We start from the raw sequence: 13,955 nt of genomic DNA, 5'->3' as shown, positions 1-13,955 counted from the left end.
TCATTTATTAATAAATTCCAGATTACTACCATTATATAGTAATGTTTTTCAATTTTAAAATCCATATAAACATATGTAATTGTGCAGAATTACAAAAACCCCTTATTTAATAAATAAAGGGTTCCTCGTTAACTAAAATATTTTTCAGAACAGAAACAATCATAAACCCGTTTAAATTATTTTCGTATCTCTTCTTTTATATCCATATAATTAAAAAGCTCTTTCTATTTCTGTCATTAATTTTTCAGGTCCTGCCTCTTTATTCGATGGAATAACTAAAGTGATTCCTAATTCTGGATATATGGCCGAGCGAAAACTGACGCCTGGATCATATCCCATTACATGATATTTGAATACCTTGTTTTCTCGTGTTTCAATCCATATTCCATATCCGTAAGACTGTTTATCATTTACATGAATGTGGGGAGTTAAAAGTAACTTTGTATATTCCTTTCCTAAAATTTCATTATTAAATAGTGCCGCCCAAAATTTCAACATGTCTGGTGCAGTAACATATGCACCTCCATCAGCCCCTCCTTTTATTGGTATAGAGTAAGCGTTTGTTCTCCAATTTTGGTTGGTTTCGTCCTTTATATATCCTAGAGCTGTATGTCTTGGTAATTTATCTAACGAAAAATAGCCAGAATCATTCATGCCAATCGAATTAAAAATGTTTGTTTCTATATACTCCGTAAATTTAAGTCCCGTCTGTTCTTCTATTATTAATCCAAGTATGATAAAACCTGCGTTGTTGTAGTGAAACTTACTCCCAGGTGCAAACATCATATTACTGTTTTGGAATAATGGTAAAAAGTCTTTTAAGCTCTTTAATAGATACATAGGTGTTTGTTTCCAAAGATCCTCGAAGTTATCTATAATACTTTCATCAAAATAATCTGGTATACCAGAGCTATGCGTTAGTAGTTGATGTATTGTAATATCTTCATCGAAGTTTGGAAGTTTTATCTCTAGACAATCTTTTAATTTTGTATGAAAAGAAATAACACCTTTTTCAACAAGTTGACAGATGCCAATTGCAGTGAAGATTTTACATCCTGAGGCAATGCCAAATCTTGTTTGTATCGTATTGTTTATACATTCACTTTGGTTTGCGTAACCCAATGCTGTTTCATAGACTAAATCTTTTTCTTTTTTTACTAAAACTACTCCAGAGAAATCTATTTTCTTTTGTATTTCTTTTACAATTTTATCAATTTCATCTTTTGTTTTTATCACGACAACCACCCTTATCTTTCGGTATTGTTCTTTCCTCTTATTAATTTTTCCATATAAAGAGGAAAGAACCCTCTTATTAAATACGATAAATTGTTAATGAGAACACAAAGTTCATTTCGAATGTATTCCGCTATTTGTGGGCAGTAGGACCCCCATCTCAAAATTCAGCGAAAGCAAAGAAGTTAAGTGGGGACCCTGCTGCCCGTAAAAGTCCGATTGGTGAGGGCTGATAATCAGTGGGGGATGCCCCCCTGATTAAAGTTTCACTTTATTGATTCAGTAGAATACAACTTAGATTGTGATGGGAATAAAGTAAACACACACAAGACGATAGTAATAAATAACATGATCAATGAACCTACAATAACTACAAGTTGTATAGAAATGAACTGAGTCGCAACACCAGATAATATTGTAATAAAGATTGTTACTAACGCAATAACAAGTCCATATATACTTCCGATCCGTCCCATTATATGAACGGGAACGTTATTTTGGTAAAACGTATAAAATCCTGTATTTGCATATGCCATAGAGAAAGATAAAATAAAGAATCCAATAGCAGCTATTAAAAATATATTTGAAAAAGCATAAATTAAATAACCAATTGCGATGAATAATGATCCTATTCCAATTAGAAATGAAGGTGCTAATTTCTTTGACAAAATTGTATTTGTTATTGCACCTAAAATAAATCCTGCACCAGCTATACTAACTAGAAAACCATATTCACTATCTGTTAGTAGTAATACCTCTTTCGCAAACGATAGTTCAAGTGAATCAGTAGCGGTTGCTAATACGAACATACTTTGAAATAAGAAATACACACATACGACATACACATGTTTTCTACTAAAATTTATAACAGTGGTCCAATCTTTTTTTAATACTGTAAGAGATAATGTATTACTTGTTGTATCCGAAGCTTCTTTCTTATCAAGATTAGGTAAAAGTAATGTAATGAATCCTGATAAGAGAAATGCTATAGCATTCATATATATAGCAAACTCTGGTGTACCTGCAATTAATAATCCCCCCGCTACTGCTGGTCCAATTAATGATGCACCCGATCCTATTAAAGTACGTAATGAGTTAAAACGTTGTCTTTGCTCTACTGGAATTAATTTCGTCATATACGTCATAGCAGTTGGCTCATAAATTGCACTGGCCATACTTATAAAGAATACGAATACATAAACAATCCAAAGTGACGGAAGTAAAGGTAAAATAGCGATAAATAACGCACGATATATATCGAGGTGAATCATTAATTTCCGTTTATTTAAACGATCAATCATACTCCCAGACCAAGCGTTTGTAAATAAAGTGGCTAATGGTTTTATTACATATAAAGTAGCAACAGCTAAGGCTGAGCCACCCATATTATAGACAAGTACATTCAGTGCTATTAAGTAAATCCATGCCCCTAAATTCGCAATACCAACTCCGGACAATAGTAATAAAGGATATTTCCAATCTTTAAGTAAATTTTTCATTTTTGGCCCCCGCTTTCAAAATTGTTTTACAACAATAAAAAAATCCCACCCCCAAGACTTTTAATCTTAGGGACGAGATTTATCATCGCGGTGCCACCCTAGTTTGTTAATATGTCACCATACTAAACCTTATCAGGTACTGCATTCTAATTCATGCTTATACCATAGCTCTATAACGGGAGCTCCCGTCACACCATCCCCTAATAATAGGTTCCGATGAGCTGCTCAGAGGCTTGGTTCAATAAAGAATTTTTACTCCTTTTCAGCTACATGGAGCTCTCTGTGAAAAATTCATTTTATTTACTCTTCTCTTCACTGCATTTATTTTTTCCATATTATCACATATACATTTAACTGTAAATAAACAATAATCAGATATTTAACAACGTGTTACTGTTAGTTCTTTTATTTATTATTTTTTCTAAAAAATACGGTGCGTGAAATTACTCGCAACTCTAAAGAAAGAGCTATTTGCATATAGCTCTTTCCAAATGCCTGGATTAATTCGTATTCGCCTCTGTTAACGGTTGTAACGGCGGTTCTAATTCTAGTTCTAGTGTATCTCCTTCTTGTAAATCTTGTCCTTTTTCAATACTTTGACTCGTTACATAACCCGTACCAGAAGTTTTCAAATCTAATTTCAAAAGTTTAGAGAAATACATAACATCACGCATGGACCACCCTTTTACATTTGGCATTTGTGCGTTATTCCCTAATAAAAATATACGATCACCTTCACTCATTACCTCGCCAGACTGTGGATATTGTTTTATTATTTTTCCTTCTCCTAAAATTACCGGCTGTAGCTTCTCTTTTTCTACACTTTTCTCTATTGTATCCATCGATTGATTTACATAATTTTGTACTTTTAATTGAGATTGTTTCGCTGCATCAGCTATTTGTTTTTCTGTATACGGTTTCACCTTTAAATATTCAAGGCTGTTTTTTATAACAGGTTTAAATATTTCAGCAAGAGGCTGAACTCCATACTCATCTCCTTTTAACTTTGGCTGCTTAATAGCTAAGTATACGATTAACTCCGGATCATCAATTGGAGCCATTCCTAAAAAGGAGAAAATGTAATTCTCTTTCCCTTCCATATATCGGCCGTTTTCAGGATTCGGTATTTGTGCTGTTCCTGTCTTACCTCCAATTGGATAACCATCCACTTTATACATTGTACCAGTTCCTTTTGAAGATGTTATAACACGCTCCATTAAGCTTCTAACTTTGTCCGCTGTTTCTTTTTTTATCGGATTCCCAATTTCTTTCGGTTGATTTTCCATAATAACTTCCTTGTTTGTTGGATTTACAACTTTATCAACGATATATGGTTGCATCATTTTCCCGTCATTTGCTATAGCAGTAGCCGCTTGGATTAATTGAATCGGAGTTACTGTAGAACCTTGACCGAAAGAAGTTGTAACCTGTTGAATTTGCGTATTTAATAATAAAGTATTTTTACTTTCTCCAGGTAAATCTATTCCTGTTTTTTGATTGAATCCAAATTTATTCATATATTGCTTAAATTTATTTGGTTTCAGTAACTGATCTTCTAAAATAGAAAAAGCTACGTTTGATGACCTTTCAAAACCTTCATCAAATGTAATTGATCCCCATCCAAATCCACCATTATGGTCTTTTATATCAGATGAACCAACGGAATATTTTCCAGATTGAAAATATTCTTTTCCGTTATATACACCTTCATTGATGGCAGCTGCTAACGTAAAAACTTTCATTGTTGAGCCTGGTTCATATGCATTTGCAATTGGGTCATTTAAAAAGTATTCAATATCACCTACATTAGGATTGTAACTAGGTTTACTAGACATCGCTAAAACCTTTCCTGTTTTTGGATCAGCAATAATGCCAATTAACATAGAAGGATCATAATGTTCTTGCGCTTTGTTCATCGCTTCTTCTAAAAAACTATTAATTTGTTTATCAAGCGTTAAATATACGTTATTCCCATTTTTAGCTGGTTCTACTTTACCTATATCATTTGTAAGCGGAATTCCCCTTCGTGTACCCACATATTCTATATTTCCGTTTGTAGAGCGCAAATATTTATCCAAACTCTTTTCAAGCCCAAACTTCCCTTCCGTATTCCCTTTATCATCTGGTCTAGCAAAACCAAGTATATAGGATGCAAAGTCTTCATTCGGATACACTCTTGCTTTTTCCGACATAAAAGATACACCTGGTATTTTTAAATCATTAATTTTTTCCTTCTTTTCCCTAGATAAGTTCCGACCAATTTTCCCAATTTCAACTTGCGTACGCCCTTCATGAAAGTTTTTTAATACTTCTTCTTTATCAATTTCAAGCGCATCGGCTAATTGTTGTGCGGTTTCATCTTTATTTTTCACTTTATCTTTTCCTTTTAAATTCACAACAACTCGATACGTTGTAGAATCTTGTACTAACACCTTTCCGGTTTGATCATAGATAGTGCCACGATTCGCTTCTAAAACACCTTTTTTATTATGTTGTTCATTCGCGAGATCCTTTACATTCACATTATGCACGACTCCTACTGCCTGAATATAGAATATACGCAAAATCATAATAAGAAACAAAACAATAAAAGCAATCATCATATATCGAGCGCCTTTATTCGTTTGGAGTTTTTGCATACTTATCTCCTCTCTTTTGGAATGGATTCGTACGAAGATCCGTTTTAAAATTTGTAGTTTTTGTTTACGATACTATATGTTTCGAAGTTTTCTTTTTAATTCCTTTAAAACAATGCAAAACTAACTGTTGTTATTTTGTGTTATTATTTTATATATTTAAAATACGGTGCGTGAAATTTCAGAATATTAATTAGTACAACTTGATTACAGAGCACTCTAAACTCTTTTCGTATTTCCTATAAAAAAATTCCCCTCTGGATGTCCAAAGGGGAACTTTTTATAGGAAAATTATGCGATATGGTTATATTTCGCTAAGAAAGGAATTCGTCTCGCTACTAATGCATACATTTTGAATACAAGTTTCGCTATTGGTTCAAACATACGTGTACTTTGCATTACTAAAGCACTCGTAATAAGTGTTAAGAATGCTGCACCAAGTATATCTAAAGGATAATGAACACCTACGTACATACGTGATATACCGACTAGTACTGCCCATAATAGCGCGATATATTTCAGTTTTTCTCCTCTAAGAATAAATACGAAGGCGATTGAAAATACAAGTACAGAATGATCACTAACGAATGATGAATCTGCTGCATGTGGTACTAATTGATGTACATCATGTGATACGAACGGACGCGGATGGTAATATACCGCGTGTATAAGAACATTTACTACTAATGCAATAATAACCGAAAGCGTCGTATATAAAACTGTATATTGTTTTCTAATTGCCTTCTCTTTCTTTCCATTGTTAAACCATAAGATAAGCATAAATAAAATGGCTACGTATGCAGCGCTATTTGTAATAGAAACCATTAACGTATCTAATAGTTTGGATGAATCAGCAAAATTATTAAACCACTGGAATACTGTGTAATTCATTAAACTCTCTCCTTACATACAAGTGTTCTTGATTTACACAGTATACAACACCATTATGAAAATGGACTTACACTTTTTTCATCTAATTCTCATTTTACTATTACTCATATGACAATTATAAAACAAATTTTATACGCTATTTATGTATAAGGCCAATAAGCCTTTATAATAAAGCGGTTCGTATTTTTTTCATGTTTGAAATACATAACATGTTCATTTAAATATACTAATTGCAAAATCATATTTTTTAATTCATTTGAAGTACAATATTTCCGAATTGTTCTCCATGTTCCATACGGCTTAGTGCTCGAATTGCTTCTTCTAACGAGTAAACTTTATCAATAATTGGTTTAATTTGATGTTTTTCTATAAACTTTATCATCTCATTAAATTCCTCACGGCTACCCATGGATGTTCCCATAATATCAATTTGATTGTAAAATAGCGCGCGTAATGGTAATTCAATTTTATCGCCTGAGCTTGCACCAAAATTCACGATTCTTCCGTTTGGTTTTAAGACATCAAAATATTTCAAAAAAGTTGCCGGACCAATACTATCTATTATTAAATCAACTTTTTCACCTTGTAAGCTCTCTTCCCAATTTCCAGCACTATGAAAAGAAATATCTGCACTATATTTCTTAGCAAGTTCCCTTTTATTCTCTACCCTTGAAGTAACACTCACTTTTGCGCCAATTGCTTTCGCGAATAACATGGCAAATGTAGCAACACCACCGCCTATTCCCGGAATTAAAACGTGTTCGCCGCACTTCAATCTACCTTTTGTAAAAAGCGCTCTATATGCAGTTAATGCAGATAAAGATAAAACACCTGATTCTTCCCAAGTAAGATATGACGGCTTTTCTACTACATTTTCTGCTGGTACAATTACATATTCAGCAAACGTTCCATCTTTCGGTCCACCTAGCACTTCTGGTAACTCCGGTACTTCAGTAGCATGTTCCCATTCAATACTAGGATTAATAATAACTTCTGTATGTAGTGTAATATTTGAAACTCCTTCTCCTATTTCTGTAACAATTCCTGAGCCATCTGACCCTATTACTAATGGTAGATCCATTTCTTTTCTATTATTTATAATAAATAAATCCCTATGATTTAACCCTGCAGCTTTTAACTTTACTTTTACTTCACCTGCATTAGGACTTATCTCAGGTGAAAATTTATATTCTAATCCCTCTAATCCTTTTTTATATTGATGTACAATAGCTTTCATTGCTTAATTCCCCCTTAATATTTCCAATGTACTAGAAATATCAAAATAAATAAAATAGTTTGCCTCCAATAATTAGAAATTATATATTTAGTCATGAAAAAACAAAAAATCCCACTCCCTATAAAAAGTATAGGAAGAGGTTTCAAAACTAGTTAGATAAGAATCTATAAATTCATTGAGTTCTAGCCAATTCTAATATTTTTCGAATAAACGGCGCTTTTGCCTTTGTATATGAAACACGATCAAAAGCATATGTAATAGCAAGCATCTCTTTTAATTCTCTATATTCTTTACGTGCCCATTCATTGCTTATTAGAAAGTCACGAAATAAAATATTGTTTCTCCACTCGTCACTATTATAAATATAAACATGCAAATGATGAGTACCTGCTCTCCACTTTCCTTTTCTAAAAAAACGCCAATTCGTTGCATCTTTTGGAACATACTCATATTCAATTTCCGATAGAACTTCAATCCACTTTTCAGTTATTTGCAATTCTGTTACGCCAATCATCATATCAATAAGAGGTTTAGCTCCTAATCCTTCTACTGCTGTGCTTCCTATATGTTCAACAGCAATTATTTCTTGTCCTAACAAGGAACAGAATTTCTCTTTTTCTTTTATATACTCTTCAACCCATTCTTTTTGATACGGTTTAATAACAATTTGTTGATCCATTGTATTCACCTCTCTATAAATATTTATCATTATATTTATAAAATTTTATATTGTTAGCATAGGATTTCCATAAAATATGTCGAATAGTGGAATGTACAACTTAATTATATTAAATGTGAGGTAATCTATGAAAGATAATTACGTGAAAATTCAGTTAAATAACGTAACATTCCAATTAAAAGAATATCATAATTTTGATTGGCTTATTAAATTAGGGACCGTATTTGCAGTTTTTGACCAACAAGATTCAGGTAATATAAGTTTTGGTGTAGAAAAAGATGGGCATAAGAAATTTATCAAATACGCAGGAGCACAAACAATTGCATATGAAGGAACAACGGGTGATGCTATTGAAAGGCTAAAAAATTCAGTTACTATCTATGAAGATTTAAAGCATAAATCGCTCATAAGATTAATTGATCATTTTCCAGTTCAATCTGGATATGTATTAATTTTCGATTGGTTTGATGGTGAGTGTCTTCATTCGCATTGGCGTTTCCCATCTCCTGAAAAATATAAAAATCCAAACTCACCATTTTATAAATTTAGACATTTATCTGCTATAGAACGAATTCATTCCTTACATTCCATTTTTTCTTTCCATACTTATATAGAAAAGAAAAACTATGTAGCATTAGATTTTTATGACGGTAGTATTTTATATAATTTTAATACAAACGAGACTAAAATTTGTGATATAGATTTATACAGTAAGAAACCTTACATAAATAAAATGGGTCGGCTATGGGGTTCCTCCCGTTTTATGTCACCAGAGGAATTTGAACTAAACGCAACAATTGATGAAAGAACAAATGTATTTAATATGGGAGCAATGGCTTTCTCACTTTTAGGCGGTGAAAAAGATCGTTCCTTTATAAAATGGGAAGCAAGTAAGGAATTATATGAGGTAGCGTATCGTGCTGTAAGTGACAATCGGGCAGAACGGTATGCATCAGTTATAGAATTCTACGAAGCATGGTTAAAAGCAGCTAACGCAGAAAAGATATAACCCTAAATTATTAAAAGAAATATAGAGTTTATACTATACTTGTTTTGTTTTCTTTGCTATTGCAAACTTCAAAAAAGCTGCAAGTAGGAGGAGCGGTATGCCCTGAATAAAGAGAAATCCTCAAAAAAAATCAAGCGTAGTACTATATGGAGAGTCTGTTGCCACCACACCTATAAATAAAGCTATTGGACTTGTGAGTAGATTTATCCCTAAACAGATCATTATCAATGATAGATTTTTAGCCTTAATTTTTGATGAACCAGACAAGAAAAATAAGAATATCGTAGTACCAAATATAAGAAACAGTGTTACATAAAAACTTACCATAATATCCCTCCATGAATCTAATTGTACCATTAGCAAGGACAAATTCGAGTAAATAGGATATTTATGTAAGTCAGATATAATGTCTCTTTATCAGTGGCAAGAAAAAAGTGGATCCCTACTCTCTCACAAGGAATCCACTCTTTCTATTTCTACAACTCTATTTTTATACGTTCCTCTTCTTGTCCTTACGCGAACTGTCATCACTAGATCATTAACATCATTATCTTTAGCGGAAGTTAAAGGTTTTTATTTGTGTCCTCTAGTTTTCTAGCCGGACTATATTCTATTTTCAAGCCCATTTCTATCCCCCATGAATAAAACTCAACGTTCTGTTTATACTACAACTACATCTAGAGACACATCACTGTTTAGAGCGGCTAGGTTTTGTTAGCTGCTCTTTTGTGTTTTACACAAATAAAATCAGTAACTCAGCATATAACTAGATTATTACCTCTGTATCGAGCAGTTAGGCTGGGCTAACTGCTCTTTTATTTATGGTAAAATGAAACTTTATAACAGAATTACTTTCGTATAACATTTCCAATCTCGCTTACACTATAACTTTAAGTTACACATCTATTGCTTATAGGACCTAATTTTCTTTTGTGTAACAATTGGTTAACTCATAAAGTTAACCAATTTGTTGTGTTAAATATTTTTTATTTCTCAATACTTAATACCTGAAATTAATTCTCATTTATTGGTACTAAACTATTGACATTGATTTTCCTCATATGCAATTTTTGAAAAGGCCTTTTCTCTCACATCAAGCTCTTTTATTTATTAAAAAAAGATTATTTTATATAGATTACTATAAGCATCCATAAAGCCAAAGCACCAATGATAGCGAGTACTATACGTGTAGATAGTATCCTTACTTCAAAGTCTGTTTTTTGGGAGGGTTCAGGATATGCAATTATGTAAATTCCCTTTAATAATGCAAACCATGCAATAACCGTTAGGAATCCCTTCCAGTTGAATACCCATACATTATGTAGAATTACAGTACCTAATCCTAGGAAAATCGATAGAAAACCATACATAATACCAAACCCTCTGTCTTCAACCACTAATTTTTTCAAGTCACGTAGCACCGATGGACGGACGAAAAGTATTCCCGATACGATAACCGTCATCCATCCCCAGAACAGCCCTAAAAAAGTACTAGTTTCCATTATTATTTCACTCTCCTCAATTATATTTATATTTCAGATATTCCTTCCTTTAGAAAAATTCCAGTACTTTTATATGTAGGTTAAAGTCTACTCTTTTTTAATACAAACATTCCGTATTCAATGCCCATCCTTAATCACCCCATTTCTCTACAAAATGAAATTTTTATTAATTTTTCATGTTTAAATAAATTTCTTTTACATTGTGATACAAAGATTATCAACTTATAGAATTCCTCTTAAACGCTTCACTTAACTTACCCTTGCATTAACACAACAATTCATTTGTTAACTTTCAGAAAATATCAACTTGTATTACAGTATCTGCTATCGTGCTTAGCGTAGAAACTGTTACTTTTAACGAGATACTATCCCCTGCTTGGAATGTTGTTGAAATATTATTAGTTATATTAGAAGTCTGGGCACCAGTTAATGAAACTACAAGAGGTGTATCCACACCATTTTTTCGAATAGTCCAAGTATCAATATTTGTCCCTCCAGGGCCAACTCGAGCACGTACCGATAGTGATTTTATAACAGATTTTTGACTTAATCGGATAAATACTTCTGTATTTGAAACAGCTGCTGTTCCTGGTCTATAAAAACGAGTCCCTCCAGTTGGTAGACCTGACGGGTCTGCCCAAATAATTGTAGTAGGCTGTAAAACTGTAGAAAAGCCCAAATTATTAGCGTTAGAATTTATAAGATTCGCTGAACTTAAAATCAATGTTCCAGCTGATTGTGATATATCCGCTGTAGTTCCTTGAATTGACGCTAAACGCAAACTTAATTGTGCTCCTATTCGATTTACTTCTGCCCCAATATAAGATCCTGCTCCAACTGAACTAGTAGTGGTTAAATTAACATCACGGCAATGAAAATTATGTGAATTTGTATTAACCAATATGGCTCTTTTATTCCCTAAACCAGCTGATTTTACTGTTATCGTTGTTGCTCTTACAGTACTTATACTTTCATCTGGAATTCCTGTTCCAAAAGAATGAATTCCATAAACATTTGAAGTTCCACTTGTTGATGCTGTAGAATTATCCACAGTTATAACTGCTGTTCTTAATCTAGAAGTTTGTGATGTTGTTCCAGGAAAAGCAATCCCTGTTAAATCCACATGGATAGAAGAGGTTCCTAATACCGTAATATCTTCTACTCTTGTATTTTCTCCCATTGTGAGTACAGTAGTATTTGATGTTGCATTCTGTTGACGAATTATTACTGTCCATAGACTAATTCCTCGTAATGAATTTCCATTAGGGATAACTACCTTTTCGTCATAAATTCCAGGAAACACAAAAATTGTAATCCCTGTAGCTCCTGTAGTATTAATCGCTGTAATCGCACCATTAATTGTTTTAAAAGGGTTTCCTCCAATAAATGCTGTTGAATCATTTCCTGATTTCATGACCACCGCTGTATTTGTTCTTGATATTAGCAGCTCTTGTAAACTCATTTACTGTTATTTCCCCCTTTCATCCTTTATTTCGTTTTTTGCCCATTAATATCTTATGAGCTGGGAAACAAATTAGATGCAAATAAAATTTTCATATTAAACCTCGCCTAACAGCATAACAGTTAAATAATTATGAGCTTGCTTTCTACTGGTCACTTTCTTTCTATTATCCGTTATTTTATAAAAGAGGATTGTCTTAGGAAGTACGCTCAAATGTTGAGCGCACTCCTGTATGGTTTTAGTACATATTAGCCATTTAGATTTCCCTTATAAATGGCATACTCCTTTAACTCCATTGCTCAACTTCCCCTTTTCTCTAAAATAATGTTTTTATTTAGCTCATTAATCTAGCTACTTTATCATTTATTGCGTACAAAATAACGTTTTCATTTAAATCCATCTTTTTTGACCGTAGCTTTACTAATATTTTTGCACTAATGAAACACCTGTACGGATATTAAAAAGATTATCTTAGAGCACATATAAACATGTATTTTTTTTCTTGTTATAAAATAAAGATTTTTGTATAAAACTACACCTATCTAAGAAACATACATACAATATGATGTGAACCTTTTTTCAAAAAAAAGACTTGGTTATAAAGCACCTTCCTCCCAAAGCACTCTTTTTATTTGTAAATAAACATTTTGCTCAAATATACTCAAGACATATGTATTTACTAGGATAAGCATTATACTAGAGCAAGAATTATTTTATCCATGTTTATAAGGAGGGATTTTTATTAAGACAACTTTAATTTCCCATTTTTACAATGAAGAGTATCTACTTCCATGGTGGCTAATGCACCACACAAAACTATTTGATCACGGTATTCTTATTAATCGAGGATCTACTGATCGTTCAGTAGAAATATGTAAACTATTTGCGCCTCATTGGGAAATCCGAGAGTCAAAAGTATTAGAGTTTGATGCTATATTAGTTGATAAAGAGATAATGGAAATAGAAAAAGAAATTAAGGGGTGGAAAATGGTTTTAAATACCACTGAATTTCTTTGCTGTTTTGATAAGGAAGCCTTTTTCTCATCTCTTGTCACTTTAAGGAAAAACATGTATGCTATTAGGACTATTCTGATGGTAGATGACCCTACTCATGGTTATTCCAATCCGAGATACGGAATTCCCCTTGTCAAACAGCGTTATCATGGGAGAATACTCCATCCTACTCCACCTGCCCCTTACTACGGAGGTAGACTAATCCACAATTATTCGCATGGTAACTATATAGCTGGAAGGCATTGGTCAAATCATTCATTTATCGTTTACATGTACCCTGCTTTCGTTTTAAAATTCTTTTACAGTCCATGGAACACAGCTATGAAAAATCGAAAATTACAAATCGGTCCAACCCTTTCTAAACATAGTATACAGAAGGGCTTAGGTACGCATCACCTAGTTACACTAGCTGAATTAGAAACAAAATATAAATTCTTTGCAAGTACAACTGTTGACCTTCGATTAATCCCAGAATATCAAGTTTTATTCCCAGATTTATGTTCTCCTAACCATTAATACATCTAAAAAGAACATTTTGGAACTCCCTATGCAACCCTTGCTTTTGAGTGAGAACCAACTCTTATTAAAATAGTGTTTTTGTTCAAATTAACGACCATAAAATTAGGCAAATTTACCAGTATTTTTACCGGGAAAATTCATGATATGGTTAATTAGTCGAGTACATCATTACTTGGCACTTACCCTTAGAAGCCCCGTCGACAATCGGGGGTTCTTTTATCAATATATATTTGTCAAAATAGTTAGTTGAGTGTTAAAATATCATAGATTCTCC

The 13,955-nt window shown here is 32.8% G+C and carries 10 protein-coding genes, 1 pseudogene and 1 other annotated feature; of the genes and pseudogenes, 2 read left to right on the top strand and 9 right to left on the bottom strand.

All coding sequences use genetic code 11. The features are described from left to right. Positions 1 to 210: 210 nt before the first annotated feature. From ACTFO4_RS14630 to ACTFO4_RS14605, 6 genes are all read right to left on the bottom strand, one after another. Complete coding sequence (locus tag ACTFO4_RS14630; RefSeq protein WP_103622035.1) at positions 211 to 1,236, bottom strand: serine hydrolase domain-containing protein; 1,026 nt, start codon at positions 1,234 to 1,236, stop codon at positions 211 to 213. Positions 1,237 to 1,499: 263 nt separating this feature from the next. Further along, positions 1,500 to 2,732: an MFS transporter gene (locus ACTFO4_RS14625; RefSeq protein ID WP_078421644.1), complete on the bottom strand. Its 1,233-nt coding sequence runs from the start codon at positions 2,730 to 2,732 to the stop codon at positions 1,500 to 1,502. Positions 2,733 to 2,797: 65 nt separating this feature from the next. Next, positions 2,798 to 3,057 (bottom strand) — a binding site (T-box leader). Between the two features lie 175 nt (positions 3,058 to 3,232). Then, positions 3,233 to 5,371 (bottom strand): penicillin-binding protein, encoded by a 2,139-nt coding sequence (locus ACTFO4_RS14620; protein ID WP_440013818.1) that lies wholly within the window; start codon positions 5,369 to 5,371, stop codon positions 3,233 to 3,235. A 288-nt stretch (positions 5,372 to 5,659) separates the two neighbouring features. Further along, positions 5,660 to 6,259 (bottom strand): undecaprenyl-diphosphatase, encoded by a 600-nt coding sequence (locus ACTFO4_RS14615; protein ID WP_061457285.1) that lies wholly within the window; start codon positions 6,257 to 6,259, stop codon positions 5,660 to 5,662. A gap of 247 nt (positions 6,260 to 6,506) precedes the next feature. Beyond that, positions 6,507 to 7,496 (bottom strand): zinc-binding dehydrogenase, encoded by a 990-nt coding sequence (locus tag ACTFO4_RS14610; RefSeq protein WP_078421646.1) that lies wholly within the window; start codon positions 7,494 to 7,496, stop codon positions 6,507 to 6,509. 172 nt (positions 7,497 to 7,668) lie between these two features. Continuing rightward, positions 7,669 to 8,175 carry a GrpB family protein gene (locus ACTFO4_RS14605; RefSeq protein WP_000372696.1) on the bottom strand — a complete coding sequence of 169 codons (507 nt, stop codon included), beginning with the start codon at positions 8,173 to 8,175 and terminating at the stop codon, positions 7,669 to 7,671. Between the two features lie 127 nt (positions 8,176 to 8,302). Between ACTFO4_RS14605 and ACTFO4_RS14600 the strand changes: the two genes are divergently transcribed. Further along, positions 8,303 to 9,184 (top strand): protein kinase domain-containing protein, encoded by an 882-nt coding sequence (locus tag ACTFO4_RS14600; RefSeq protein WP_078421647.1) that lies wholly within the window; start codon positions 8,303 to 8,305, stop codon positions 9,182 to 9,184. A gap of 33 nt (positions 9,185 to 9,217) precedes the next feature. Here the strand turns inward: ACTFO4_RS14600 and ACTFO4_RS14595 are convergent. The 3 genes and pseudogenes from ACTFO4_RS14595 to ACTFO4_RS14585 all read right to left on the bottom strand — a co-directional run bounded on the left by ACTFO4_RS14595 (position 9,218) and on the right by ACTFO4_RS14585 (position 12,148). Next, a pseudogene (locus tag ACTFO4_RS14595) lies at positions 9,218 to 9,511 on the bottom strand (hypothetical protein). 794 nt (positions 9,512 to 10,305) lie between these two features. Continuing rightward, positions 10,306 to 10,686 carry a hypothetical protein gene (locus ACTFO4_RS14590; RefSeq protein ID WP_017673345.1) on the bottom strand — a complete coding sequence of 127 codons (381 nt, stop codon included), beginning with the start codon at positions 10,684 to 10,686 and terminating at the stop codon, positions 10,306 to 10,308. A 292-nt stretch (positions 10,687 to 10,978) separates the two neighbouring features. Then, a complete protein-coding gene (locus ACTFO4_RS14585) occupies positions 10,979 to 12,148 on the bottom strand; it encodes a hypothetical protein (protein WP_017673346.1) in 1,170 nt (389 codons plus the stop codon). 801 nt (positions 12,149 to 12,949) lie between these two features. On the opposite strand from ACTFO4_RS14585, the gene ACTFO4_RS14580 reads away from it, so the two are divergent. Next, positions 12,950 to 13,678 carry a glycosyltransferase family 2 protein gene (locus ACTFO4_RS14580; protein ID WP_440013816.1) on the top strand — a complete coding sequence of 243 codons (729 nt, stop codon included), beginning with the start codon at positions 12,950 to 12,952 and terminating at the stop codon, positions 13,676 to 13,678. Positions 13,679 to 13,955: the final 277 nt, after the last annotated feature.

The sequence above is a fragment of the Bacillus cereus group sp. MYBKT14-1 genome, assembly GCF_051915185.1.
Lineage (GTDB): Bacteria > Bacillota > Bacilli > Bacillales > Bacillaceae_G > Bacillus_A > Bacillus_A cereus.
The sequence above is the reverse complement of the archived record's forward strand: the minus strand, read 5'-3'. Positions and strand labels throughout refer to the sequence as shown.